This is a genomic window from Geodermatophilus dictyosporus (assembly GCF_900115505.1).
Lineage (GTDB): Bacteria > Actinomycetota > Actinomycetes > Mycobacteriales > Geodermatophilaceae > Geodermatophilus > Geodermatophilus dictyosporus.
Window position 1 is genome coordinate 85,394 of the sequence record NZ_FOWQ01000002.1, and the last position, 24,155, is coordinate 109,548.

Consider the following 24,155-nt stretch of genomic DNA (forward strand, 5'->3'; position numbering starts at 1 on the left):
CTGCCCCCCACCGCTCGCAGGCTCGCGGCGGGCCCCTGCAGGAGGGCCGTTCCAGCACGGGACGAGGACCCCGGAGGTCGACGACCTCCGGGGTCCTCCGCGTACCCGGGGTCCGGCCTAGCCGCCGATCCCCCGCGCCCGCGCCGCGGTCACGACCACGTCGACGACGGCGTCCAGCGGCAGCGCCGTCCCGTCGACGACGACGTGGTAGTGCCGGGCCGCCGCCGGGTCGCACCGGTAGAAGTGGCGGACGTAGGCCTCGCGCGTGCGGTCGTTGGCCTGCATCTCCTGCCGCAGCTCGCCCTCGGGGCGGCCGTAGCGCAGCACCGCCGCCCGCAGCCGCGCCTCGGGCGGCCCGTCGAGCCGCACGTGCAGCGCGTCGGGCCGGTCGCGCAGCACCATCGCGCCGGCCCGGCCGAGGACGACGCCGCCGGCGCCGTCGGCGATCTCGTGCAGCACGCGCTCGGTCTGCTCGCGGTAGGCCCGCTCGTCGGGCTGCGGGGGCAGCGGGACGACGCCGCCCACGGGGTCGGGCATGGCACCGAGCGAGGCCACCAGCCGCCACAGCCCGCGCAGGACGCGCTCGTCGTTGGCCTCGGCGTCGTCCTGCGACACGCCCAGGCGCCCGGCCACCCGCGCCGGGATGGCGCGGTCGTGGAAGGGCAGGCCGAGCCGCTCGGCCACCGCCGGCGCCACCTCCGGCCCGCCGGCCCCGTAGGACGCCGACACCGTCACGATGCCCACGGCTGCTCCTCCCGCTCCCCGGCCGGGCCGGCCAGCTGCTTGCCCAGGAACACCGCGCCCGGTTCCCCGCCGTAGACGCCGAACCCCGGGACCGGCGCGTAGCCCATCCCCTCGTACAGCGCCACCGCCTCGGGCTGCCGGTACCCGGTGTTGAGCACCACCGCGCGGTACCCGGCGCGGGCCGCGGACTCCTCCAGGGCGGTCACGACCACCTGGGCGAGCCCGCGGCGGCGGAAGGCCGGCTCCACGTAGACCCGCTTGACCTCCGCCTCGCCCGGGGCGCCCTCGGCGTGCCGCCGCCACGCGCCGCAGCCGGCGGGGACGCCGTCGACCTCGGCGACGAGGAACACCCCCGCCGGCGGCACGAACTCCGCGGGGTCGACCACGGCCTCGTCCGGTCCGCCGTAGCGGTCGACGTACTCCTGCTGCACCCGGTCGACCAGCGCGCGGGCCACCGGGTCGTCGTAGGGCACCGCGCGCAGGACGGCGACCGTCCCGTCCCGCAGCCGCGCCTCAGCCGAAGTGGACATGCCCGGTCCTCCCCGCACCCAGTGCCGTCGCGACCTCCGCGGCCGGCTCCCCGCCCACGAACACGCCCGGTTCCCCGGAGCGCACCTCCCCCACCGCCACCCAGCCCCCGGGCAGCGCGGTCCCGCCCGGGAAGGTGGCCAGCAGGGCGTGGTCCTCCCCGCCGGTGAGCACCCACGCCAGCGGGTCGGTGCCCAGCGCGGCGGCCACCTGCTGCAGCGGGCCCGGCGGCTCGAGCATCGTGCGCACCAGCGCCGCGCGGTCGACGTCGACCACCACGCCGCTGTCGGCCGCGAGGTGCCCGGCGTCGGCCAGCAGGCCGTCGCTGACGTCGCACATCGCGGTGGCGCCGGCGTCGGCGGCGGCCGGCCCCGCGGCGTAGGGCGGGCTGGGCCGCCGGTGTGCGGTGACCGCGGCCAGCGGGCTGCTGAAGCCGCGGCGCAGCACCGCCAGCCCGCAGGCCGACCAGCCCAGCCGTCCCGCGACGGCCAGCACGTCGCCGGGGCGGGCGCCCGAGCGCAGCACCGGCGCCCGCCCGGCGAGGTCGCCCAGCGCGGTCACCGACAGCACGACGGCGGCGCTGTCGGGCGCGGAGGCGACGGTGTCCCCGCCGACCACGGCGGCGCCCAGCGGCGCGCACTCGGCGGCCATGCCGGCGGCCACGCCCTCCAGCCACGACGTCGGCGTGTCCGCGGGGCAGGCCAGGCCGACCAGCAGCGCGGTGGCCACCCCGCCCATCGCGGCGACGTCGGCGAGGTTGGCCGCGGCGGCCTTGTGCCCGACGTCCTCGGCCGAGGACCAGTCCCGCCGGAAGTGGCGGCCCTCCACGAGCACGTCGGTGGTCGCCACCACCCGGCCGTCGGGGACGCGCAGCACCGCGGCGTCGTCGCCCGGTCCCACCTCGGCGGCCGCCGCGGACCCGGCCCGCGCGACCACCCGGGCGATGACCCCGAACTCCCCGACCACGCGGACGCTGTCGGCCAGGTCCTCGCGCGGGACCAGCGGACGGGGTCGTGTCACCGGGTCCTCCGGGGGGCTGCGGTAGGTTGCGGTCCGATCCGCCCGCCGGTGCCGGACCGGCACCGGCAGCGCTGCCCGAGGAAGGTCGTCCCGTGGTCCACGCCTACATCCTGATCCAGACCGAAGTCGGCAAGGCCGCCCAGGTGGCCTCGACGATCAGCGAGATCGCCGGCGTGACCAAGGCCGAGGACGTCACCGGCCCGTACGACGTCATCGTCCGCGCCGAGGCCGACACCGTCGACGACCTCGGCCGCCTCGTCGTCGCCCGCGTGCAGTCGGTCGACGGCATCACGCGCACGCTGACCTGCCCCGTCGTCAACATCTGAAGACCGCTGAGCGAGCCTCCCCCCGCCGACGACGGGACCGGTCCCGGGGCCGGCGCGCCCGACCGGCGTCCCGACCCGCTGCGCCGGCTGGCGCTGCTCGCGCTGGCCGTCGCCGTCCCGGTGCTGGTCGTGGTCCTCGTCCTGGCCAACGTCCTCGGCGGCAGCGACACGGACGACGACGACGCGGTCGCCGACGTGAGCGGGGGCACCAGCCCGCAGCGCGCCGAGGACCTCCCGCCGCTGCCGGTCGAGGTGCCGGCCCCGACGCCCGAGGCCGACGCCACCTGCCCGCAGCTCATGCAGGTCCTCCCCCTCGACCTGCTCGGCGACCCTGCCCGGCTGGTCGACTCCGACACCCCCTACGCGGCCGCGTGGGGCGACCCGGCGGTGGTGCTCGTGTGCGGCGTGCCGCAGCCGGAGGGCCTGGTCCCCGGCGAGGGGCTGTTCACCATCAACGGGGTGACCTGGTATGTCGACCAGACCGATCCGGAGGCCACGGTGTGGACGGCGGTCGACCGCGCCGTCTACGTGGAGGTCAGCCTGCCGCCGGACGTCGACAGCGCCCCGGTGACCGCGCTCAGCGACGTCCTGGCCGCCGCCCTGCCCGCCCGGTAGCCCTGCCCGCCTGATCACCCTGCCCGCCCGGTGGCCCTGCCCGTCCGGCGGCTCAGGCCAGCGGCAGCCGGTCGAGCTGGGCGAGCACCACCGCGCGCAGCTCCGCGGTGGCCGCCTCCGTGCTGTCGGCCACCGCGGTCACCGCGACGCTGAAGACGCCGTGCGCGCACCAGGCGAACGCGGCCGGGCCGGAGAGGCCGGTGGTCGGGTCGGTCCCGTCGGCCGGCGCGGTCACGGTGAGCAGGCTGCAGCCCCCGGGCAGGTCGGCCGGGTCGCGGCGCAGCACGCCCTCGTAGAGCGCCGCGTCGTTGCCCGCCAGGTCCTCGGCGTAGGCCGCGGCGCCGGTGTGGGCGTCGAACTGGTCGACGAAGACGCTGGTCAGCGGTCCGGTGGTCGAGCCCCAGAACCGCTCCCAGCCGTGCCGGTAGCCGTAGTCGCGCAGCACCGCGCGCTCGCGAGCGGGGTCCTCGGCGTAGCCGGCGACGTCGTCGACGGACTTGGCACCGGCGGGCGGCGCGAGGTCCTCGTCGGGGATGCGGGGCAGGCCCGAGGGCACCCGGGCCAGCACCAGCGCGCCGAGCTCCTCGACGGTCGCCGGTGTCGCCGTCGCCGGCGCGGGGGTGGCGCTGCCGGCCACCGTCGGCGTGCAGCCGGTGAGGGCCAGCAGGCCCACGGCGAGCGCGACCGACCGGCCCGGGTTCACCGCGGGGTCCGCGCGTCCCCCGGACGGCCCGCGCGCGCCAGTGCCGAGGCGACCAGCCGGTCCACCAGCTCGGGGTAGCCGACCCCGCTGGCCGCCCACATGCGCGGGAACATCGAGATGGGCGTGAAGCCCGGCATCGTGTTGACCTCGTTGACCACGAGCCGCTCGGCGCCGTCGGGGCCGGTGCCGAGGAAGAAGTCCACGCGGGCCAGCCCCTCGCAGTCCAGGGCGAGGTAGGCCCGGCAGGAGGCCTCCTGCACCATCCGCGTCTGCCCGGCGGTGAGGTCGGCCGGGACGTCGAACTCCACGGCGTCCTCGAGGTACTTCGCGCTGAAGTCGTACCAGTCGGTGCCCGGCCGCAGCCGGATCTCGGCGGGCAGGCTGGCCTCGGGCGGGCCGCCGTCGCGGCCGGCCAGCACGCCGCACTCGATCTCCCGCCCGGGGACGGCGGCCTCCACGACCACCTTCGGGTCGACGGCGGCGGCGGTGGCCACGGCCTCCGGGAACTGCACCCAGTCGGTGACCTTGGTGATGCCGATGCTCGACCCGGCCCGCGAGGGCTTGACGAACACCGGCAGCCCCAGCCGCTCGCGATCGGCCGCGGTGAGGACGTCGGGGTCGGCGCAGAGCGCTCCCCCGGCGTCGCGCAGCACCACGTGGTCGCCCTGCGGCAGCCCGGAGGCGGCCAGGAGCTTCTTGGTGAACTCCTTGTCCATCGACGCGGCGCTGGCGAACACGCCCGACCCGACGTAGGGCAGCCCGCTCGTCTCCAGCAGCCCCTGGACGGTGCCGTCCTCGCCGTAGGCGCCGTGCAGCACCGGGAAGACGACGTCGACCTCGGTCAGCGCCGGGCCGATCGCGGCGGTCGGCTCCAGCACCGCCAGGCCGCGGCCGGCGGGGTCGCCGACCAGCGAGACCGCCGTCCCGCCGGTCACCTCGGGCAGCCGGCCGCCGTCGATGGCCAGCTGCTGGCCGGGCTCGGGCAGCACCCAGCGCCCGTCGCGGGCGATGCCCACCGGCACCACCTCGTAGCGCTCGGGGTCGAGGGCGGCCATGACGCTGCCCGCCGAGACGCAGGAGATGGCGTGCTCGGCGCTGCGCCCCCCGAACACGACCGCGACGCGCACCCTGCCTGTCCCGCTCATCGCGGCCGACCCTAGTCGACGCCGGGCACGCGTCCCGCGCTCCGGCAGGGCCGGTCCGCGCGCCGTGTGGGACTCTCGTCGCGATGCGGGAGAACGCGGCCCCTCCGGTGGACCCCCAGCCTCCGGCGGCGACGGCACACGACGAGGGGCCTGACCACGGGGTCGCTGCGGCGCGCCGTCACCCGCTCCGGCTGCGGCTGGCCGGCGCCGCCGTGCACGCCTACACGGCGCTGGGGTCGGTGCTGGGGCTGCTGGTGGTGCTCGCCGCGCTCGAGGGCGAGGCGGTCACCGCGCTGTGGATCGGCCTGGCGGCGCTGGTGATCGACGGCACCGACGGGATGCTGGCCCGCCGCGCGCGGGTCAAGGAGACGATCCCCTGGTTCGACGGCGCGCTGCTGGACAACATCGTCGACTACCTCACCTACGTCTTCGCCCCGGTGGTCCTGCTGTGGACCACCGGGGCGCTGCCGCACGACTGGCGGGGCTGGCTGCTCGCCGCCCTGCCGCTGCTGGCCTCGAGCTACCAGTTCTGCCGGGTCGACGCGAAGACCGACGACCACACCTTCCTCGGCTTCCCGAGCTACTGGAACGTCGTCGCGTTCTACGCGGTGGTGCTCGACCTCTCCCAGGTCGCGGTGGCCGTCACGCTGGTGGTCTGCTCGGTGCTGGTGTTCGTGCCGGTGCGCTACCTCTACCCCTCGCGCACCGAGGCGCTGTGGCAGCTGAGCATGCTGCTGACGGTCGTCTGGCTGGTGTCCTACGCCGTCCTGCTGGTGCAGTACCCCGACCCGAACCCGGTCGTGGTGGTGCTGTCCTTCGCCTACCTCGTGTACTACCTGGGCTTCAGCGGCTGGCTCACCGCCCGCGCGGCGCACCGCCGTCGCCGGGACGCCCGCGCCGCCACCTGAGCCACGGCGCCGTCGGCGCCCCCGCGGCCGCGGTCAGGCGGCGTCGAGCCCGGCCACGAGGTCGGCGACGACGTCGTCGGTGTCCTCGATGCCGCAGGAGAAGCGCACGAACCCCGCCGGGACGGCGTCCCCGCCCCACTGCGCCCGCCGGTCGACGGTGCTGTGCACGCCGCCGAAGCTGGTCGCCGCCGTCCACAGCCGGGTGGCGGCGAGGAAGCGGCCGACGGCGTCCTCGTCGGCGAGCTCGGCCGACACGACGCCGCCCGGGCGCAGCATCTGCCGGGTCGCCAGCGCGTACGACGGGTCGCCGGGCCGCCACGGCCAGCGGACGCCGGTGACCGCCGGGTGCGCCGCCAGCGCCGCCGTCACCGCCTCCGCGGTGGTCGCCTGGCGGGCCAGCCGCAGGTCCAGGGTGCTCATCGACCGGTGGCCCAGCCACGCGTCGAAGGCGCCCGGCGTGGCGCCGGTGTGGTCGCGCCAGCCCTTGAGCCGGTCGTGGAGCTCGTCGGAGGTGGTCGACACGTGGCCCAGCAGCAGGTCGCTGTGCCCGGTGAGGGCCTTGGTGTCCGCGCCGACGGTGAGGTCGGCGCCCAGGGCCAGGGGCCGCTGGCCGAGCGGGGTGGCCGTGGTGTTGTCGACCGCGAGCAGCGCTCCGGCGGCGCGGGTGGCCGCGGCGACGGCGGCGACGTCGCACAGGTCGAGGTGCGGGTTGCTCGGCGTCTCCAGGAGCACCATCCGGGCGCCCTCGAGGTCGCCGCGGGCGGCGACGTCGGCGATCTCCAGGGTGGACACGTACTCCACGCGCACGCCCAGCCGCTCGAGCTCGTCGCGGGCCAGCAGCCGCGTGGCGTAGTAGCCGTCGGCGGGCAGCACCAGCCGGTCGCCGGCCGACACCAGCGCCATGACCGCGGCGGAGACCGCGGCCATCCCCGTGGCGAAGGACAGGCAGCGGCCGCCGTCGAGCGCGCCGACCGCCGTCTCGAAGGCCCGGTACGTCGGGTGTTCGGTGCGGGCGTAGGCGTCCACACCGTTCGCGCGGGGCGGCAGGCCGCCGAGGTGGTAGGGCGCGGCGAACACCGGCGAGGGCCGCAGCGGCGTGCCGGGCACCGGCGGCCCGTCGCCGGCGTGGACCGACCGGGTGCCGTCCCCCCACCCGTCGGGCAGCGTGCTCACTCCGACTTCGCCTCGCGGGACATGATCTCCTTGAGCACCGCCTGGGCGGGGACGCCGTCGTGGCACACCTTCACGACGGCCTCGGTGAGCGGCACGTCGATGCCGTGGGCCCGTGCCAGCTCCAGCACCGGCCGGCAGCTCTTGACGCCCTCGGCCACCTGCCGGGTCTCGCGCTGCACCTCCTCCAGCGACATCCCGCGGCCGAGCTTCTCCCCGAAGGTGCGGTTGCGGGACAGCGGCGAGCTGCAGGTGGCCACCAGGTCGCCGAGGCCGGCCAGCCCCGCGAACGTGGTCAGCTCCGCGCCGAGCGCGGTCCCCAGCCGGGCGGTCTCGGCCAGCCCGCGGGTGATCAGCGAGGCACGGGTGTTGTCGCCGAAGCCCATGCCCTCGGCGATGCCGCAGGCCAGCGCGATGACGTTCTTCACCGCGCCGCCGAGCTCGCAGCCGACCAGGTCGCGGTTGGTGTAGGGCCGGAAGTAGGGGGTGTGGCAGGCCGCCTGCAGCGCCGTCGCGCGGTCGTCGTCGGAGCAGGCGATCACGGTGGCCGCCGGCTGCTCCTCGGCGATCTCGCGGGCGAGGTTGGGGCCCGACAGCGCGGCCACCCGGTCGGGGCCGGCGCCGGTGACCTCGCAGATCACCTCGCTCATCCGCTTGGTGCTGCCCAGCTCGATGCCCTTCATCAGCGACAGCAGGCTGGCGTCGGGCGGCAGCAGGGGCGCCCAGGCGGTGAGGTTGGCCCGCAGCGACTGGGAGGGGACGGCGAGCACGACGACGTCGGCCCCGTCGAGCGCCAACGCGGCGTCGACGGTCGCCGTCAGCGTCTGCGGGAGCCGGACGCCGGGCAGGTAGTCGGGGTTCTCCCCCGTCTCGGTGATCGCCTCGCACAGCTCGGGACGGCGGGCGTGCAGCGTGACCGTGCAGCCGGCGTCGGCCAGCACCTTGGCGAACGTCGTCCCCCAGGAGCCGGCCCCGAGGACGGCGGCGCGGGTGCCGCGGCCCGAGCGCTCCGGCCCGCTCACGCGGCGCTCCCGGGCGGGTCGCCGGGCAGCGACCGGCCCGGCCGACGGGCGGACGGCGGCGGCGCGGGCTCGCCGCGCAGCGCCGCCAGCTCCTCGCGCACCCGGCCCATGATCAGGTCGGTGGTCGAGCGGAGCAGGTCGGGCGTCAGCGCGCGCCCGGCGCGGACCTCCGCCCGCAGTGCGGAGAGGTCCACCGGTTCCCCGATCGCGTGGTCGACGGGCGTGCGCAGCCGCAGGTGCAGCTTCTTGTCGTGGTAGTCGTGCACCCGCTGCGGACCCCACTGGGCCACCGGCAGCACGACGGCGTCGGTGGTCAGCGCCAGCCGGGCCACGCCGGTGCGCGCCTCCATGGGCCACCAGTCGGGGTCGCGGGTCACCGAGCCCTCCGGGTAGATGACCACGACGTTGCCGGCCTCGAGGTCGGCCGCGGCCGCCGACAGCGAACCGCGGGCCTCGGAGGAGCCGCGCGCGACCGGGATCTGGCCGGCGTCGAGCAGGATGCGGCCCGCCAGGCCCCGGAACACGGCCTGCTTGGCCAGGAAGTGCGGGATGCGGCCGTGGTCGTACACCAGCCGCGCGCAGGCCAGCGGGTCGAGCACCGACACGTGGTTGGCGACCAGCAGCACCGGACCGGTGCGCGGGAACCGCTCGCCGTGCCGGTAGCGCAGCCGGAACAGCAGGGAGGCCACCGGGTAGATGACGACCACGGCGAGCCTGAGCGACCACGGCAGCCGGCCCCGCTCGTGCAGGACCCGCGGTCGCGGCTGCGCGACCGTCCCGCGCCCGGCGGACTGCTCCTCGGTCACCGGCACCCCTCCGCTCGGTCGTGATGACGGGCACATGATCGCACCGGGGCCGCGCCCCCGGTCCGGCAGTGCCGTCCGGCGGCGGGCGCGGTGTGCTCACATGGACCCCGTGCGCTGGTCCGTGGTCGTCCCGGCGAAGCGGCTCGGCGCGGCCAAGACCCGCCTGCACCCGCTGACCGGCGGGCCCGCGGCGGGCGACCGGCACGCGGTGCTCGTGCTCGCCCTGCTGGCCGACACGGTGGCCGCCGCCCGAGCCTGCCCCGCGGTCGACGACGTCGTCGTGGTCACCGACGACGACCGCGCCGCCGCCGCGGTCGCCGCGCTCGGGGCGCGCACCGTCCCCGACGCGCCCGACCGGGGCCTCAACCCCGCCCTCGCCCACGGCGCGGGCGCCGCGGTGACCGCGGCGGTGGCCGCGCTGTCGTCGGACCTGCCGGCACTGCGCCCCGCCGAGCTGGCCGCGGCGCTGGCCGCCGCGGAGGGCGCGCCGCGGGGCTTCGTCGCCGACGCGGCCGGCACCGGGACCACCCTGCTGACCGCGGCCGGCGTGCCGCTGGACCCGCGATTCGGGCGCGGCTCGGCCGCCGCGCACACCGCCGCCGGGGCGCTGCCGCTGGGCGGGGACTGGCCGGGGCTGCGCCGCGACGTCGACACCCCCGCCGACCTCGCCGCGGCCGCCGCCCTGGGGCTGGGGCCGGCGACCGCGGCGCTGCTCCCCCGGCTGCTGCCCCGCACCGGCTGAGCGACCCGCGGCGGGTCGTCCGCCGTTTCCCCGGGTGCGGCACGATGACGCCGTGGCAGCGGAGACGACGACGGCCGGGACGACGCGCGCACCGCAGGGCGAGGAACCGCCGGCGCTGCCCGCCGACCGCTTCCTCAACCGGGAGCTGTCGTGGCTGGACTTCAACGCGCGGGTGCTCGAGCTGGCCGAGGACGAGACGCTGCCGCTGCTGGAGCGGGTCAAGTTCCTGGCGATCTTCGCGGGCAACCTCGACGAGTTCTACATGGTGCGCATCGCCGGGCTCAAACGGCGGCTGAGCACCGGCCTGACCGTCCGCTCCCCCGACGGGCTGACCATCCGCGAGCAGCTGACGCGGGTCACCGAGCGAACCCAGGAGCTGGTGCACCGGCACGCGGTCGCCTTCGAGCAGGACGTCACGCCGAGGCTGGAGGCGGCCGGCATCCGGATCGTGCACTGGTCCGACCTCGCCGAGCCCGAGACCCGGCGGCTGCGCGAGTACTTCCGCGACCAGGTGTTCCCGGTGCTCACGCCCCTGGCGGTCGACCCGGCCCACCCCTTCCCCTACATCAGCGGGCTGTCGCTCAACCTCGCCGTCTCGGTGCGCGACCCCGACACCGGCACGCGGCACTTCGCCCGCCTGAAGGTGCCCAACAACGTGCCGCGGTTCGTGCCGGTGGGCGCCGGCCAGGCGCAGGACGCCTCCGGCCAGGCCACGTTCCTGCCGCTCGAGGACCTCATCGCCGCCCACCTGACCTCGCTGTTCCCCGGCCTCGACGTCGTCGACCACCACCTGTTCCGGGTCACCCGCAACGCCGACCTCGAGGTGGAGGAGGACCGCGACGAGGACCTGCTGCAGGCCCTCGAGCGGGAACTGGCCCGCCGCCGCTTCGGCCCGGCCGTGCGGCTGGAGGTGACCGAGACGATGGACCCGCAGATCCTCGACGTCCTCGTCTCCGAGCTCGAGGTCAGCCCGCAGGACGTCGTCACCGTGCCCGGCCTGCTCGACCTGGCCTCCCTGTGGGCGCTCTACGACCTCGACCGGCCCGAGCTCAAGGACGAGCCGTTCGTGCCGGCCACCCACCCGCGCCTGTCCGAGGGCGAGACGCCCAAGAGCGTGTTCGCCACGCTGCGCGAGGGCGACGTGCTGGTGCACCACCCCTACCACTCGTTCGCGACCAGCGTGCAGCGCTTCATCGAGCAGGCCGCGGCCGACCCGCACGTGCTGGCGATCAAGCAGACGCTCTACCGCACCTCCGGCGACTCGCCGATCGTCACCGCGCTGATCGAGGCGGCCGAGGCCGGGAAGCAGGTCGTGGTGCTGGTGGAGGTCAAGGCGCGCTTCGACGAGGAGGCCAACATCACCTGGGCCCGCTCGCTGGAGCGGGCCGGCTGCCACGTCGTCTACGGGCTGGTGGGCCTCAAGACGCACTGCAAGACCGCGCTGGTGGTGCGGCGGGAGAGCGGCGTCATCCGCCGGTACGTGCACATCGGCACGGGCAACTACAACCCGAAGACCGCGCGCCTCTACGAGGACCTGGGCATCCTCACCGCCGACCCGCGGGTGGGCGCCGACCTCACCGACCTGTTCAACACCCTGACCGGCTACTCGCGGCAGACCAGCTACCGGCAGCTGATGGTCGCGCCGCACGGCATCCGCAGCGGGCTGGTCGACAAGATCCGCCGGGAGGCGCGGCACGCGGCCGAGGGACGGCCCTGCGGCATCCGGTTCAAGGTGAACTCCCTGGTCGACGAGGGGGTCATCGACGCGCTCTACGAGGCCGCGCGGGCCGGCGTCCCCGTGGAGCTGTTCATCCGCGGCATCTGCGCGCTGCGGCCGGGGGTGCCCGGGCTGTCCGAGGGCATCCGGGTGCGCTCGATCGTCGGCCGCTTCCTGGAGCACTCGCGGGTGATGGCCTTCTGCAACGGCGGGGAGCAGGAGTGGTGGATCGGCAGCGCCGACCTCATGCACCGCAACCTCGACCGCCGCGTCGAGGTGCTGCTGCGGGTCTGCGACGAGACCGCGCAGCGCGAGCTGCAGCGGGTCTTCGACGCCGCGATGGCCCCCGGCGTGCGCTGCTGGGAGCTCGGCCCCGAGGGCGCCTGGACCCGGCTGGACGGGCGCGACTACCAGGCCGCGCTGACGGCCGCGGTGACCGAGCATGCCGGCTGAGGCCCGGCGGGGGGTCGTCGCCGCGGCCGGCGGCGCCGTCTGGCGGACGGCGCCCGGCGGGGGGCTGGAGACCGCGCTGGTGCACCGGGAGCGTTACGACGACTGGTCGCTGCCCAAGGGCAAGCTCGACGCCGGGGAGAACGCGCTGGCCGCCGCCGTCCGCGAGGTGCGCGAGGAGACCGGCCTCGACGTCGTCGCCGGCCGGCGCAGCCTGCGCACCCGGTACACGGTCGCCGAGGGCGCCAAGCACGTCGACTACTGGCTCATGCAGGCCGTCGGCGACCCGCGGGACTTCACGCCCAACGACGAGGTCGACGAGCTGCGCTGGCTGCCGCTCGACGAGGCCGCGGACCTGGTCACCCACGAGCACGACCGCGCGGTGCTGGCCGACCTGGCCCGCCCCGACGTCCCGCGGGTGCCGCGGCTGCTGCTGGTGCGGCACGCCAAGGCCGGCAGCCGCAGCGACTGGGACGGCCCCGACGACGAGCGGCCGCTGGAGGCCCAGGGCCGGCGGCAGGCCCGGCAGCTCGCCGAGGTGCTGCCGGTGTTCGGCCCGGTCGAGCTGCTGACCGCCGCGCGGGTGCGCTGCCGCCAGACGCTGGAGCCGCTGGCCCTGCGCACCGGCCTGCCGCTGGGCGACCTGCCGGAGCTCGGCGAGGAGGAGTTCGCCGCCGACCCGGAGGCCGGCCTGGCCGTGGTCGAGCGGCTGCTGGCCCCGCGCGGGGCCCCGGGGGTGAGCGTGGTGTGCAGCCAGGGCGGGGCCATCCCGTCGGTGCTGGTGGCCCTCGGCGTCCGGTGGGAGGGCACCCGGCTGCACCCGCCGTCGGCCAAGGGCAGCGTCTGGGCACTCGGCGGCCGGCCCGGCGCCCTGTCCGCCGACTACTACCGCGACCTGGGCCCCGACCCCGACGCCCCCTGACGGCCCCGTCCCGGGTCCCGCCCTGAGCCTGCGAAGGGTGGGGAGGACGGGGTCCTCCTGCACGTCACCTGGCGGGCAGCGCCTTCGGCAGCCAGGGGTGGCGCCCGGCTTCGTAGGCCTCGACGTCGGCGAGGTGGCGCTCGGTGAGGCCGACGTCGTCGAGGCCCTCGAGCAGCCGCCAGCGGGTGTACTCGTCGACCTCGAACGGCACGGTCGTGGCGCCGTAGGAGACCGTCCGCGCCTGCAGGTCGACGGTCACCTGCGTGGTCGGGTCGGCCTCGGCGGCGGCCCACAGCGCGTCGACGTCGGCCTGCGGCAGCACGACGGTGAGCAGCCCCGATTTGGTCGAGTTGTTCTTGAAGATGTCGGCGAACCGCGAGCTGATGACCACCCGGAAGCCGCCGTCGAGGAGCGCCCAGCAGGCGTGCTCGCGGGAGGACCCGGTGCCGAAGTCGGGGCCGGCGACCAGGACCGTGGCGTCGGCGTACTGCGGCTGGTTGAGCACGAAGTCGGGCTCGTTGCGCCGCCAGGCCACGAACAGCCCGTCCTCGAAGCCGGTGCGGGTGATCCGCTTGAGGTACTCGGCCGGGATGATCTGGTCGGTGTCGACGGCGCTGCGGCGCAGCGGGGCGGCGGTGCCGGTGTGCGTGGTGAAGGGCTGCATCTCAGACTCCTGCCGGGGTGGTGGGGCGGGTGGTCACGGCGCGACGTCGGCGAGGTCGGCCGGGGCGGTCAGCTTCCCGGTGAGGGCGGTGGCGGCGGCCACGGACGGCGAGACGAGGTGGGTGCGCCCGCCCTTGCCCTGCCGGCCCTGGAAGTTGCGGTTGCTGGTGGAGGCCGACCGCTCCCCCGGCTGCAGCTGGTCGGGGTTCATGCCCAGGCACATCGAGCACCCCGCACCCCGCCACTCGGCGCCGGCCTCGGTGAACACGCGGTCGAGGCCCTCGGCCTCGGCCTGCAGCTTGACGCCGACCGATCCGGGGACGACGAGCATCCGGGTGTTCCCGTCGATCCGCTTCCCGCGCAGCAGCTCGGCGGCCGTCCGGAGGTCCTCGATCCGGCCGTTGGTGCAGGAGCCGAGGAAGACGGTGTCCACCCCGATCTCGCGCAGCGGCGTGCCGGGGGTCAGGCCCATGTAGGCCAGCGCCTGCTCGGCCGCGCGGCGCTCGTTCTCGTCGGTCATGGCGGCCGGGTCGGGCACCGACTCGCCGATCGGCAGCCCCTGACCGGGGTTGGTGCCCCAGGTGACGAACGGGGTGAGCTCGGCGGCGTCGAGGACGACCTCGGCGTCGAAGACCGCGTCCTCGTCGGTGCGCAGCGTGCGCCAGTGCGCGACGGCGGCGTCCCAGTCGGCGCCCTGCGGGGCGTGCGGGCGGCCCTGCAGGAAGTCGGACGTCGTCTGGTCGGGGGCGATCAGCCCGGCGCGGGCACCGGCCTCGATCGACATGTTGCAGATCGTCATCCGGGCCTCCATCGACAGCGCCTCGATCGCGCTGCCGCGGTACTCGATGACGTGGCCCGCCGCGCCGTTGGTGCCGATCCGGGCGATGACGGCGAGGATGACGTCCTTCGCCGAGACGCCCTCCGGGAGCCGACCCTCGACGGTGACGGCCATCTGCTTCGGGCGGTACTGCGGCAGCGTCTGGGTGGCCAGCACGTGCTCGACCTCGCTGGTGCCGATGCCGAAGGCGAGCGCACCGAAGGCGCCGTGCGTGGAGGTGTGGCTGTCGCCGCAGACGATCGTCATGCCCGGCTGGGTCAGCCCCAGCTGCGGGCCGATGACGTGCACGATGCCCTGGTCGCGGTCGCCCATCGGGGCCAGCCGGATGCCGAACTCGGCCGCGTTGGTCCGCAGCGCCTCGACCTGGGCCCGGCTGACCGGGTCGGCGATCGGCGAGAGGATGTCCAGCGTCGGGACGTTGTGGTCCTCGGTGGCCATGGTGAGGTCGGGTCGGCGGACCGTGCGGCCGGCGGCGCGCAGGCCGTCGAAGGCCTGCGGGCTGGTGACCTCGTGCACGAGGTGCAGGTCGATGTAGAGCAGGTCGGGCTCACCCTCCGCACTGCGCACGACGTGGGCGTCGTAGACCTTCTCCGCCAGGGTCTTCGGCACGGGTCCCTCCCGGGGTGGCCATCTCATTGAGTGAGATGAGAGTATTGCTGTGTGGGACAGCCTAACCCCGTTGCCGTGCTGGACAAAGCGGTGGCCATCCTGCGCGCCGTCGCGCAGGAGCCGGCCTCGCTCGCCGACCTGGTCGCGCGCACCCGGTTGCCGCGGGCCACGGCGCACCGGCTGGCCGTCGCGCTGGAGGGCCACCGGCTGCTGCGGCGCACCCCGGCGGGCACGTGGGCGCCGGGCCCGGCGCTGGCCGAGCTCGGCCAGGGCAGCGCCGACCTCGCGCAGCTGGCCGGCCGGCACCTGGTGGCGCTGCGCGACGCCAGCGGGGAGAGCGCGCAGTTCTACGTGCGCGAGGGCGGCACCCGGGTCTGCGTGGCGGCCGCCGAGCGGGCCTCCGGCCTGCGCGACACGGTCCCGGTCGGCGCGCGGCTGCCCATGACGGCGGGCTCGGCGGCGCACGCGCTGCTGGCCTTCGCCCCGGCGGAGGAGGTCACGCCGCTGCTGCCCGGCGCCAGCTTCACCGCCCGCACGCTGCTCGACGTCCGCCGGCGCGGCTGGGCGCACAGCGTCGCCGAGCGCGAGCCCGGGGTGGCGTCGCTGTCGGCGCCGGTGCGCGACCCGGGCGGCGCGGTGCTCGGCGCGGTGTCCATCTCCGGCCCGGTCGAGCGGCTGGGCCGGCGCCCGTCGCCGGACGTGGTCGGCGCCGTCCTCGAGGCCGCCTCCGCGATCGCCCGCGCCGCGGGCTGAGACCGCCGGCCGGGCACCCCCGGGCGGCGCCCCCGACGGCAGGGGCCCGCCGCGGGCGTGCGAGCGGGGAGGGGCAGGAGGGGCCTCCCTCAGTGACCGGCGGTGGTCCGCCCGCTGCCGTCGTCCTCGGGGTCCTGCCGGTCCGGCGGGGCCTCGACGACGATCGGGCGCAGCCGGGACCACAGCGCGAACGCCGCGGCGAACACGAGCATCGCCAGGCCCGCCCACAGGTTGGCGTTGACGTCACCGGTCCGCTCCCGGTCGGCTGCGGTGTCGCTGAACAGGCCCAGGAGGACCAGCACGACGCCGTAGAAGCCGATCAGCGCGGCGATGACGTTGCGGACGTCGAAGGCACCGGCCGCCTGCTTGGCCGGGGTGGCGCGGTTGCTGCTGCTCATGACCGTGCTCCTGACGTCAGCGGAAGATGACATTGAGGACGACGACCATGACCAGCGCGATGCCGGCCAGCTTGGTCGGTGACTGGTACCAGGGCAGCCGGTGGGCGTCGGGGTCGGTGCGCTGCTCCTTGGGCGTCTCGGAGTAGACGAGCCCGGCGAGCTGGGCGACCGGCTTGGGCGCGGTGACCTGGCTGACGACGACGCTCACGACGATGTCGACGACGAAGGCGGCGCTCGCCGCGACGAAGCTCGCGCCCTGACCGCCGAGCGGGAGGACGCCCAGCGACGCCGTGCCGAACGCGTCCTCGCTGAGGAAGGCGACGGCGACCGCAGCCAGCGTGCCCGACACCAGGCCCATCCAGCCCGCGGTCGGCGTCATCCGCTTCCAGAACATGCCGAGGATGAACGTGGCGAACAGCGGGGCGTTGAAGAAGCCGAACAGCGTCTGCAGGTAGTCCATGAGGTTCGTGTAGCCGGACGCGATGATCGCCGTCCCGATGGCGGCCACGGTGGCGCCGACGGTCGCCCACCGGCCGACGGCGAGGTAGTAGCCGTCGGGCCGGTCCTTCTTCACGTACTGCTGCCACAGGTCGTAGCTGAAGACCGTGTTGAAGGCGGAGATGTTGGCCGCCATGCCCGCCATGAACGCCGCCAGCAGGCCGGCGAGGGCGATGCCCAGCAGGCCGTTGGGCAGGGTGTCGCGGATCAGCAGCAGGATCGAGTTGTTGTAGTCGAACTCCGCGTCGGCGTTCGCCCGCGCCTCGATGACCTCCGGGACGAGGACGGTGGCGATCATGCCCGGGATCACCACGATGAACGGGACGAACATCTTCGGGAAGGCGCCGATGATCGGCGTGCTCCGGGCCGCGGACATCGACTTGGTCGCCATCGCCCGCTGGACCTCGACGAAGTTCGTCGTCCAGTAGCCGAAGGACAGCACGAAGCCGAGGCCGAAGACGATGCCGATCACCGACAGGACCGGGCTGCCGATGCCGGACAGCTCCGTGGCCGGCCACGAGGTGAGCTCCTCGCCGCGACCGGAGTCGGTGATCCCGTCGACGAGCCCGCCGACGCCGCCGACCCGGTTGAGGCCGATGAGCGTCAGCGGCAGCAGCGCGGCGACGATGACGAAGAACTGCAGCACCTCGTTGTAGATGGCCGCCGACAGCCCGCCGAGGGTGATGTAGCTGAGCACCACGGCCGCCGCCACGATGAGCGACAGCCACAGCGGCCAGCCGAGCAGCGCCTCGACGATGGTGGCCAGCAGGAACAGGTTGATGCCGGCGATCAGGATCTGCGCGATGGCGAAGCTCAGCGCGTTGACCAGGTGGGCGCCGGTGCCGAACCGGCGGCGCATGAACTCCGGGACGCTGCGGACCTTCGACCCGTAGTAGAAGGGCATCATCACCACGCCCAGGAACAGCATGGCCGGGACCGCGCCGATCCAGAAGTAGTGCATGGTGCTCATGCCGTACTGGGCGCCGTTGGCCGACATGCCGACGATCTCGACGGCCCCGAGGTTGGCCGAGATGAACGCCAGGCCCGTCACCCACGCGGGCAGCGAGCGGCCCGACAGGAAGAAGTCCAGGCTGTCGGACACCCGCCTGCGCGCGGCGGCCCCGATCAACAGCACGACGGCGAAGTAGGCGGCCACCAGCAGGTAGTCGACGAACGACGCGTCCAGTCTCAGATCGTCCACTCAGGCCTCCACTCGGGTCGGTTCAGGACAGCCGCCGGGCACCCGCGGACGGGACCACGGCGAACGAACGGGTGGCGCCGGCGCGCTCGGTGACGGCCGTGGCGACGGCGTCGGTGGCCGCCGCGTCGACGAGTGCGACGGCGCTGCCGCCGAAGCCCCCGCCGACCATGCGGGCGCCGTGCGCGCCGGCGGACAGCGCGGTCTCCACGATGGCGTCGAGCTCGGGCACCGACACCTCGAAGTCGTCGCGCAGCGAGGCGTGCCCGGCGGTGAGCACCGGTCCGACGGCGCGCGGGTCGCCGCCCCCGCCCAGCAGCGCGACCACCTCGCGCACCCGGGCGTCCTCGCTGACGACGTGGCGGGCGCGCCGCAGGAGCAGCGCGCCGCGCTCGTCGCCGTCGTCCAGCGGGGCGAGGTCGGCGAGGTCGCGGACGTCGCAGAGCAGGTCGACGCCCAGGCGCCGCGCGGCCTCCTCGCACTCGCGGCGGCGGTCGCCGTAGCCGCTCTCGGCGTGGCTGTGGGTGGTACCCGAGTCGATCACCAGCAGCGCCAGGCCGGCGGCGGCGAGGTCGAGGGGCACCTGCTCGCTGCGGCGGTCGCGGGTCCGCAGGTACAGCGCGTGCCCGGCGGTGCACAGCACCGAGGCCGACTGGTCGAGGATGCCGGTGGGGGCGCCGACGAAGTCGTTCTCGGCCCGCCGGGCGACGTCGACCAGGTCGGCCGGGCCCAGGTCGAGGCCGAGCAGGTCGCGCAGCGCCAGGGCCACCGCGCACTCCAGGGCCGCCGAGGACGACAGGCCCGCACCGGCGGGGACGTCGCCGTCGACGAGCAGGCTCAGCCCGCCGGGCACGGACTCCCGCAGCTCGGCCACCACGCCCGCCGGGTAGCCGGCCCAGCCACCGGGGTCGCCCGGTGCCAGGTCGGCGACGGCCACCTCGGCGTCGGCGCCCGGGTGCTGCAGCGAGGCGAGCACCAGCCGGCCGTCGTCGCGGCGGGCGACCGCGGCGCGGGTGGTGTGCGGGAGGGCCACCGGCAGCACCGCGCCGCCGTTGTAGTCGGTGTGCTCCCCGATGACGTTGACCCGCCCGGGGGCGGCCCAGACGCCCTCGGGCGCCGCGCCGAACCGGTCGGTGAAGGCGGCCACCGCGCGCGCCGCGGCCTCCGCGTCGGTGGGCACCTCGCTCACGGGACCACCACGGCCCGCAGCTGCTCGGCGACGTCCTCGGGGTTGGTGTCGGTGACGAACGCGCCCATCCCCGACTCCGAGCCCGCGAGGTACTTGAGCTTGCCGGGGGCCCGGCGCAGCGAGAACAGCTGCAGGTGCAGCCACCAGTCCTCGCGGCCACCGTCGGCCCCACCGTGCACCGGCGCCTGGTTCCAGGCGGCGATGTAGGGCATCGGGGTGTCGAAGCGGTGCGCGAAGCGGCCCAGCACGTCGAGGTAGAGCGTGGCCAGGTCGTCGCGCTGGGCGTCGTCGAGGGCGGGCAGGTCGGGCACCCGGCGGATCGGGAACAGCTGCACCTCGTAGGGCCAGCGGGCCGCGGCCGGCACGAACGCCACCCAGGAGTCGTTGGCCGCGACCACCCGCGGGCCGCTGCGCTCGGCCTCCACCACCTCGGCGAAGAGGTCGCCGCCGGTCCGCTCCCGGTGCCGGCGCACCGAGGCCAGGACCTTCTCCACGCGCGGCGTCACGAACGGGTAGGCGTAGATCTGCCCGTGCGGGTGCGACAGGGTCACCCCGATCTCCTCGCCGGAGTTCTCGAAGCAGAACACCTGCTCGACGCCGTCGAGGGCGCCCAGCTCCGCGGTGCGCTCGGCCCAGACGTCGATGACGAGGCGGGCCCGGTCGCGGCCGAGGCCGGCGAAGTGCTGACCGTGGTCGCTGGTGAACAGCACGACCTCGCAGCGGCCGAAGCCCGGGCGCAGCTCGGCCAGCGGGTCGCCGGGGGCGTGCGGCGCGACGTCGCGGTCGACCGAGGTGGCCAGCGACGGGAAGCGGTTCTCGAACACCACCACCTGGTAGTCGCCCTCGGGCACCTCGGTGGGCCGGCCCGGGCGCGAGGGGTCCAGGGGGCACTGGTCGGCCGGTGGCAGGAAGGTGCGGGTCTGCCGGTGCGCGGCCACGACCACCCACTCCCCGAGCAGCGCGTCGTGGCGCAGCTGCGAGCGGGTGCTGACCGGCGGCAGGTCGCGGGTGTCCCGGGCCGGGTGCCGGACGGGTGAGCCGTCCGCGTCGTAGTAGAGGACCTCCCGGCCGTCTGCCAGCCGATCGCTCGTCCGGATCACAGTCGTCCGCCTCCCGTTCCCGGCCCGCGGGTGGGCCCTGCGAACGCTATGCCCGGTGGTGATCGCCAGCCACTCGGGCACCGGGCCCGGACAGCGCGAGAGCCCCCGGCCGGATGGCCGGGGGCTCTCGTGCTCGCTGTAGCCCCGAAGGGATTCGAACCCTCGCTACCGCCGTGAGAGGGCGGCGTCCTGGACCGCTAGACGACGGGGCCGGACCCTCGATCCTGCCACGACGCCGGACGCGGGCCGCGGCCGGGTCGTGGACGAGCGAGAGCCCCCGGTCCGGGGACCGGGGGCTCTCGCACTCGCTGTAGCCCCGAAGGGATTCGAACCCTCGCTACCGCCGTGAGAGGGCGGCGTCCTGGGCCGCTAGACGACGGGGCCGTGCGGTGGTGCTGGTCGTGCGTGAGGAGGTGGTGCTTCCTCGCTGGGGTACCAGGACTCGAACCTAGACTAACGGAACCAGAAACCGTCGGGCTGCCAATTACCCCATACCCCAAGGCGTGGCCGGCACCTCGCGGCGCCGGGTACGACCATACCCGATGCCCGCGGAGGGGGTGTCACCACCCCCGGGTCCGCGGGTCGCCGGCCGGCACGCGCAGGTCGCGGGCCGGGGTGAGGAGCTCCGGGCGCAGCTTCCGGCGCGAGGCGGCCACCAGGGCCACGTAGCCGCCCATCGACACCACCGTGAGCAGGAGGAACAGCAGCCCGGTGCCGGCCGGCACCTCCTCGGTGGCGACGTCGTCGCCGAGCGTCCCCGCCAGGAAGAACACCAGCACGTTGTTCACCGCGTGCAGCACGATCGCCGCCTCGAGTCCGCCGGTGAGCCACACCACGGCCGAGGCGGCCAGGCCGAAGGCGAACCGGTCGAGGAAGGTGGCCACGTCGCCGGGGGCGTGCGCGGCCGAGAACAGCGCCGCGGTGACCACGGCGGCCACCAGCGCACCCGCCCGCGGACCGCGGATCCACGCGGCGATCGCCTGGCTGAGGTACCCGCGGAAGACGTACTCCTCGGCGGCCGACTGGATCGGCGTGGTGAACACCACGACCAGGAGCAGCCAGACCAGGTCGTCGACCGGCCCGCTGACCCCGCCGTCGCCGAACGCGAAGCCGAGCACCACCGACAGCGCGATGCCCACCCCGAGCGTGGCCAGGGCACGCAGGGTGAAGGGCGCGAACAGCCGCCACCGCAGCCGGGCGAGCACCGACGCCGACCAGCCGGGGCTCATCCCGTGCGCGGCCACCCACAGCAGCGACACGATGGGGATGGCGACGATCAGCGAGAGGTTGGTGATCAGCAGCACGCCGGGGTCGACCAGGTCGAGCAGCTCGAGGTCGGGCTCGATCCCGGTGAGCAGGGTCACCAGGACGACGACGAACGCGGCCACCGAGTAGGCGACGACGAAGAGCAGCAGGCCCAGCAGCGGCCGCCACCAGGCCCAGTCGCGGGAGCGCATGGCCAGCAGGAAGGGCACCGGCTCGTCGTGCGGCGGCGTCCCGGGCGGCGGGGCGAGCCTGAGCCCCGGCGGCAGCGGGGCCGGACCCGCGGGTCCGTGCGGTCCCGGCGGCAGGGACACCGGCCCCAGCGGCCACGGCACCGGCCCGGCGGGCACCCCCGCTCCCCCGGGCGGCCCCCACGGCACCGGCCCGCCGGGCCCACCCGCGTACGTGCCGGGCACCCTCGGCGGGGCGCCGTAGGGGGCGGTCGGCGGCGGGCCGGTGTAGGCCTCGCCGTCCCAGCCACCCGGGCCGGGCGGCGGCGCCCACGGGGGGAGGCTCACCCCGCCGCGCCCCGGGCCGCCGCGAGACGGGCGAGTGTGCGCTCCGGGCCCAGCAGCTCGATCGACTCGTACAGCGGCGGGGAGACGGTGCGTCCGCTGACGGCCACCCGCACCGGCCCGAATGCCTGCCGCGGCTTGCGGCCCAGGCCCTCGACCAGCGCCGCCTTGAGCGCCTGCTCGATCCCCGCGGTCGACCAGTCGTCGAGGTCGCGCAGCGCGTCGGCGGCCGCGTCGAGCACCTCGCCGTCCTCGGGCCGGAGGTTCTTGGCCGCGGCGGCCGGGTCGATCTGCACCTCCTCGACGAACAGGAAGCCCAGCAGGCCGACGACGTCGGAGAGCACCACGCTGCGCTCCTGCGCCAGCGGGGCGATCGCGCGCAGCACCCGGTCCTGCTCGGGCGTGGGCGGGTCGGCGACCAGTCCGGCGCCGGCCAGGAAGGGCACCGCCCGCTCGACGAACTCCTCCACGGGCAGCTCGCGCAGGTGGGTGGCGTTGATCGCCTCGGCCTTCTTCAGGTCGAAGCGGGCCGGGTTGGCGCTGACCCGGGTGACGTCGAAGGCCTCGGCCATCTCGGCCATCGAGAACACGTCGCGGTCCTCGGCGATCGACCAGCCCAGCAGCGCCAGGTAGTTCGCGAAGCCCTCGGGCAGGAACCCGCGCTCCCGGTAGACGTCCACGTTGGACTGCGGGTCGCGCTTGGACAGCTTCTTGCTGCCCTCGCCGGTGACGTAGGGCAGGTGGCCGAACCTCGGGGGGCCGGCGGCGACCCCGACGTCCTGCAGCGCCGCGTACAGGGCCAGCTGGCGGGGCGTGGAGGGCAGCAGGTCCTCGCCGCGCAGCACGTCGGTGATGCCCATGAGGGCGTCGTCGACGGGGTTGACGAAGGGGTAGAGCGGCGCGCCGTTGCCCCGGACGATGACGAAGTCGGGCACCGAGCCCACCGCGAAGCGGACCTCGCCGCGCACCAGGTCGGTCCAGGCGAGGTCGCTGTCGGGCATCCGCAGCCGCAGCACCGGCTCGCGGCCCTCGGCCCGGAAGGCGGCCCTCTGCGCGTCGGTGAGGAACCGGTCGGCGTTGTCGTAGCCGAGCTTGGGGTCCTGCCCGGCGGCCAGCCGCCGCGCCTCGACCTCCTCGTTGGTGGAGAAGGACTCGTAGGCGTGCCCGGCCGCGGCCAGCTTCGCGGCCACCTCGCGGTAGACGTCGTGGCGCTGCGACTGCCGGTAGGGCCCGTGCGGGCCGCCGACCTCGGGGCCCTCGTCCCAGTCCAGGCCCAGCCAGCGCAGGCTGTCGAGCAGGTGGCGGTAGGACTCCTCGGAGTCGCGGGCGGCGTCGGTGTCCTCGATGCGCAGGACGAGGCTGCCGCCGGTGTGCCGGGCGTGCGCCCAGTTGAACAGCGCCGTCCGCAGCAGGCCGACGTGCACCGTGCCCGTCGGCGAGGGGCAGAAGCGGGTGCGCACGGGTGCGGTCACCGGGCGCCGCCCGCGGTGGAGGCGGTGTCGGCACCGCTGACGCCGTTGACCAGCGAGCCCAGGCCCTCGATCGAGCACTCGACCCGCTGGCCGGGGCTGATCGGGCCGACGCCGGCCGGGGTGCCGGTGAGCACCACGTCGCCGGGCAGCAGCGTCATGACCTGCGAGATGTAGGAGACCAGCGTGGGGACGTCGAAGAGCAGCTGGCTGGTGCGGCCGGCCTGGCGCGGCTCGGCGTCGACCGTGCAGGTGATCTCGAGGTCGCCCGCGTCCTTGCCCAGGGCGCCGAGGTCGGTCTCGATCCACGGCCCCAGCGGGCAGAAGGAGTCGAAGCCCTTGGCGCGGGTCCACTGCCCGTCGCTCTTCTGCATGTCCCGCTCGGTGACGTCGTTGGCGATGGTGTAGCCGAAGACGCTGCCCGCGACCTGCTCCGGGGCCAGGTTCCGCGCACCGCGGGCGCCGATGACGACGGCGAGCTCCACCTCGTGGTGGACGTTGGTGCTGCCCGGCGGGATGCGGATGGCGTCGCCCGGGCCGATGACCGACGTCGAGGGCTTGAGGAACAGCAGCGGCCGCTCCGGGGCGTCCCCGGTGTTCATCTCCCGGACGTGCTCGGCGTAGTTCTTGCCGACGCAGACCACCTTGCTGGGCAGGATCGGCGAGAGCAGCCGGACGTCGGCCTGCGGGAAGCGCTGGCCGGTGAAGGAGATGGTGCCGAACGGGTGGCCCTCGATCTGGGCGACCTGGCCGTCCCCGTCGAGGACGCCGAAGGACATGCCCGAGGGCGAGGCGAAGCGGACGATGCGCACGACGTCGAGGCTACTGACCCCGCGCGGGACGG

At 75.4% G+C, this 24,155-nt stretch carries 24 protein-coding genes and 3 tRNA genes; 7 read left to right on the top strand and 20 right to left on the bottom strand.

Annotated features, from left to right (window positions below; genetic code table 11):
• Positions 1–117: 117 nt before the first annotated feature.
• The 3 genes from BMZ33_RS03965 to BMZ33_RS03975 are packed head-to-tail and all read right to left on the bottom strand — an operon-like array spanning position 118 to position 2,292.
• Complete coding sequence (locus BMZ33_RS03965) at positions 118–744, bottom strand: cytidylate kinase-like family protein (protein ID WP_091108129.1); 627 nt, start codon at positions 742–744, stop codon at positions 118–120.
• Positions 732–1,274 (bottom strand): GNAT family N-acetyltransferase, encoded by a 543-nt coding sequence (locus tag BMZ33_RS03970; RefSeq protein ID WP_091108131.1) that lies wholly within the window; start codon positions 1,272–1,274, stop codon positions 732–734. Before BMZ33_RS03970 ends, BMZ33_RS03965 begins: the two co-directional genes overlap by 13 nt.
• Positions 1,258–2,292: a thiamine-phosphate kinase gene (locus BMZ33_RS03975; RefSeq protein ID WP_169063859.1), complete on the bottom strand. Its 1,035-nt coding sequence runs from the start codon at positions 2,290–2,292 to the stop codon at positions 1,258–1,260. The genes BMZ33_RS03970 and BMZ33_RS03975 overlap by 17 nt, the downstream gene beginning before the upstream one ends.
• 92 nt (positions 2,293–2,384) lie before the next feature.
• On the opposite strand from BMZ33_RS03975, the gene BMZ33_RS03980 reads away from it, so the two are divergent.
• Both BMZ33_RS03980 and BMZ33_RS03985 read left to right on the top strand, forming a co-directional pair.
• Positions 2,385–2,618, top strand: coding sequence for an Lrp/AsnC ligand binding domain-containing protein (locus BMZ33_RS03980; protein WP_091108133.1), 234 nt, complete (start codon positions 2,385–2,387; stop codon positions 2,616–2,618).
• A gap of 102 nt (positions 2,619–2,720) precedes the next feature.
• Entirely contained in the window at positions 2,721–3,233 is a 513-nt protein-coding gene (locus BMZ33_RS03985; protein ID WP_280139188.1) for a DUF3515 domain-containing protein, read from the top strand.
• A gap of 52 nt (positions 3,234–3,285) precedes the next feature.
• Here BMZ33_RS03985 and BMZ33_RS03990 read toward each other — a convergent pair whose 3' ends face one another.
• Together BMZ33_RS03990 and BMZ33_RS03995 are read right to left on the bottom strand one after the other, a co-directional pair.
• Positions 3,286–3,936: a hypothetical protein gene (locus BMZ33_RS03990; RefSeq protein WP_091108137.1), complete on the bottom strand. Its 651-nt coding sequence runs from the start codon at positions 3,934–3,936 to the stop codon at positions 3,286–3,288.
• Entirely contained in the window at positions 3,933–5,081 is a 1,149-nt protein-coding gene (locus BMZ33_RS03995; protein ID WP_091108139.1) for a D-alanine--D-alanine ligase family protein, read from the bottom strand. The genes BMZ33_RS03990 and BMZ33_RS03995 overlap by 4 nt, the downstream gene beginning before the upstream one ends.
• An 83-nt stretch (positions 5,082–5,164) precedes the next feature.
• Here BMZ33_RS03995 and BMZ33_RS04000 point away from each other — a divergent pair, with 83 nt between their 5' ends.
• Positions 5,165–5,989 carry a CDP-alcohol phosphatidyltransferase family protein gene (locus BMZ33_RS04000; RefSeq protein WP_169063861.1) on the top strand — a complete coding sequence of 275 codons (825 nt, stop codon included), beginning with the start codon at positions 5,165–5,167 and terminating at the stop codon, positions 5,987–5,989.
• A gap of 33 nt (positions 5,990–6,022) precedes the next feature.
• Here the strand turns inward: BMZ33_RS04000 and BMZ33_RS04005 are convergent, their stop codons facing one another.
• Genes BMZ33_RS04005 through BMZ33_RS04015 form a run of 3 tightly spaced genes read right to left on the bottom strand, consistent with a single transcriptional unit; the run spans position 6,023 to position 8,987 of the window.
• The gene (locus BMZ33_RS04005; RefSeq protein WP_169063862.1) at positions 6,023–7,162 is read right to left on the bottom strand and encodes a cystathionine gamma-lyase; all 1,140 of its coding nucleotides are present in this window, start codon (positions 7,160–7,162) and stop codon (positions 6,023–6,025) included.
• Positions 7,159–8,181 carry an NAD(P)H-dependent glycerol-3-phosphate dehydrogenase gene (locus tag BMZ33_RS04010; RefSeq protein WP_091108142.1) on the bottom strand — a complete coding sequence of 341 codons (1,023 nt, stop codon included), beginning with the start codon at positions 8,179–8,181 and terminating at the stop codon, positions 7,159–7,161. The genes BMZ33_RS04005 and BMZ33_RS04010 overlap by 4 nt, the downstream gene beginning before the upstream one ends.
• The gene (locus BMZ33_RS04015) at positions 8,178–8,987 is read right to left on the bottom strand and encodes a lysophospholipid acyltransferase family protein (protein WP_169063863.1); all 810 of its coding nucleotides are present in this window, start codon (positions 8,985–8,987) and stop codon (positions 8,178–8,180) included. The genes BMZ33_RS04010 and BMZ33_RS04015 overlap by 4 nt, the downstream gene beginning before the upstream one ends.
• A 100-nt stretch (positions 8,988–9,087) precedes the next feature.
• On the opposite strand from BMZ33_RS04015, the gene cofC reads away from it, so the two are divergent.
• The 3 genes from cofC to BMZ33_RS04030 are packed head-to-tail and all read left to right on the top strand — an operon-like array spanning position 9,088 to position 12,818.
• A complete protein-coding gene (cofC, locus tag BMZ33_RS04020) occupies positions 9,088–9,729 on the top strand; it encodes a 2-phospho-L-lactate guanylyltransferase (RefSeq protein WP_091108145.1) in 642 nt (213 codons plus the stop codon).
• A gap of 52 nt (positions 9,730–9,781) precedes the next feature.
• On the top strand, positions 9,782–11,899 hold the full coding sequence (locus BMZ33_RS04025) for an RNA degradosome polyphosphate kinase (protein WP_169063865.1): 2,118 nt from the start codon (positions 9,782–9,784) through the stop codon (positions 11,897–11,899).
• Positions 11,889–12,818 carry an NUDIX hydrolase gene (locus BMZ33_RS04030; RefSeq protein ID WP_091108150.1) on the top strand — a complete coding sequence of 310 codons (930 nt, stop codon included), beginning with the start codon at positions 11,889–11,891 and terminating at the stop codon, positions 12,816–12,818. The genes BMZ33_RS04025 and BMZ33_RS04030 overlap by 11 nt, the downstream gene beginning before the upstream one ends.
• Positions 12,819–12,882: 64 nt before the next feature.
• Here the strand turns inward: BMZ33_RS04030 and leuD are convergent, their stop codons facing one another.
• Both leuD and leuC read right to left on the bottom strand, forming a co-directional pair.
• Positions 12,883–13,482, bottom strand: coding sequence for a 3-isopropylmalate dehydratase small subunit (leuD, locus tag BMZ33_RS04035; RefSeq protein ID WP_091108152.1), 600 nt, complete (start codon positions 13,480–13,482; stop codon positions 12,883–12,885).
• 33 nt (positions 13,483–13,515) lie between these two features.
• The gene (gene leuC / locus BMZ33_RS04040) at positions 13,516–14,928 is read right to left on the bottom strand and encodes a 3-isopropylmalate dehydratase large subunit (RefSeq protein WP_091108154.1); all 1,413 of its coding nucleotides are present in this window, start codon (positions 14,926–14,928) and stop codon (positions 13,516–13,518) included.
• Positions 14,929–15,003: 75 nt separating this feature from the next.
• Here leuC and BMZ33_RS04045 point away from each other — a divergent pair, with 75 nt between their 5' ends.
• A complete protein-coding gene (locus BMZ33_RS04045) occupies positions 15,004–15,681 on the top strand; it encodes an IclR family transcriptional regulator (protein ID WP_169063866.1) in 678 nt (225 codons plus the stop codon).
• Between the two features lie 89 nt (positions 15,682–15,770).
• Here BMZ33_RS04045 and BMZ33_RS04050 read toward each other — a convergent pair whose 3' ends face one another.
• The 10 genes from BMZ33_RS04050 to BMZ33_RS04100 all read right to left on the bottom strand — a co-directional run bounded on the left by BMZ33_RS04050 (position 15,771) and on the right by BMZ33_RS04100 (position 24,123).
• Positions 15,771–16,079: a hypothetical protein gene (locus BMZ33_RS04050; RefSeq protein WP_091108159.1), complete on the bottom strand. Its 309-nt coding sequence runs from the start codon at positions 16,077–16,079 to the stop codon at positions 15,771–15,773.
• Positions 16,080–16,095: 16 nt separating this feature from the next.
• Positions 16,096–17,778, bottom strand: coding sequence for a sodium:solute symporter family protein (locus tag BMZ33_RS04055; protein WP_091108161.1), 1,683 nt, complete (start codon positions 17,776–17,778; stop codon positions 16,096–16,098).
• 22 nt (positions 17,779–17,800) lie between these two features.
• Positions 17,801–18,964: a galactokinase gene (gene galK / locus BMZ33_RS04060; RefSeq protein WP_169063867.1), complete on the bottom strand. Its 1,164-nt coding sequence runs from the start codon at positions 18,962–18,964 to the stop codon at positions 17,801–17,803.
• Positions 18,961–20,064, bottom strand: coding sequence for a galactose-1-phosphate uridylyltransferase (gene galT / locus BMZ33_RS04065; protein WP_091108164.1), 1,104 nt, complete (start codon positions 20,062–20,064; stop codon positions 18,961–18,963). Before galT ends, galK begins: the two co-directional genes overlap by 4 nt.
• Positions 20,065–20,203: 139 nt before the next feature.
• Positions 20,204–20,276, bottom strand: a tRNA-Glu gene (locus tag BMZ33_RS04070).
• Positions 20,277–20,375: 99 nt separating this feature from the next.
• A tRNA-Glu gene (locus BMZ33_RS04075) sits at positions 20,376–20,448 on the bottom strand.
• Between the two features lie 43 nt (positions 20,449–20,491).
• Positions 20,492–20,563: transfer RNA gene (locus tag BMZ33_RS04080), tRNA-Gln, on the bottom strand.
• 61 nt (positions 20,564–20,624) lie between these two features.
• On the bottom strand, positions 20,625–21,845 hold the full coding sequence (locus tag BMZ33_RS24390; RefSeq protein WP_169063868.1) for a CPBP family intramembrane glutamic endopeptidase: 1,221 nt from the start codon (positions 21,843–21,845) through the stop codon (positions 20,625–20,627).
• Positions 21,842–23,314 (bottom strand): glutamate--tRNA ligase, encoded by a 1,473-nt coding sequence (gene gltX / locus BMZ33_RS04095; protein WP_091108169.1) that lies wholly within the window; start codon positions 23,312–23,314, stop codon positions 21,842–21,844. The genes BMZ33_RS24390 and gltX overlap by 4 nt, the downstream gene beginning before the upstream one ends.
• Positions 23,311–24,123, bottom strand: a complete 813-nt coding sequence (locus tag BMZ33_RS04100) for a fumarylacetoacetate hydrolase family protein (RefSeq protein ID WP_091108171.1) — start codon at positions 24,121–24,123, stop codon at positions 23,311–23,313. The genes gltX and BMZ33_RS04100 overlap by 4 nt, the downstream gene beginning before the upstream one ends.
• Positions 24,124–24,155: the final 32 nt, after the last annotated feature.

Excerpts from the sequence above, each read along its gene's own strand:
- BMZ33_RS03970 (WP_091108131.1), bottom strand. The coding sequence starts at position 1,274 with ATGTCCACTTCGGCTGAGGCGCGGCTGCGGGACGGGACGGTCGCCGTC.
- BMZ33_RS03995 (WP_091108139.1), bottom strand. The coding sequence starts at position 5,081 with ATGAGCGGGACAGGCAGGGTGCGCGTCGCGGTCGTGTTCGGGGGGCGC.
- BMZ33_RS04000 (WP_169063861.1), top strand. The coding sequence starts at position 5,165 with ATGCGGGAGAACGCGGCCCCTCCGGTGGACCCCCAGCCTCCGGCGGCG.
- cofC (WP_091108145.1), top strand. The coding sequence starts at position 9,088 with ATGGACCCCGTGCGCTGGTCCGTGGTCGTCCCGGCGAAGCGGCTCGGC.
- BMZ33_RS04030 (WP_091108150.1), top strand. The coding sequence starts at position 11,889 with ATGCCGGCTGAGGCCCGGCGGGGGGTCGTCGCCGCGGCCGGCGGCGCC.
- leuD (WP_091108152.1), bottom strand. The coding sequence starts at position 13,482 with ATGCAGCCCTTCACCACGCACACCGGCACCGCCGCCCCGCTGCGCCGC.
- BMZ33_RS04050 (WP_091108159.1), bottom strand. The coding sequence starts at position 16,079 with ATGAGCAGCAGCAACCGCGCCACCCCGGCCAAGCAGGCGGCCGGTGCC.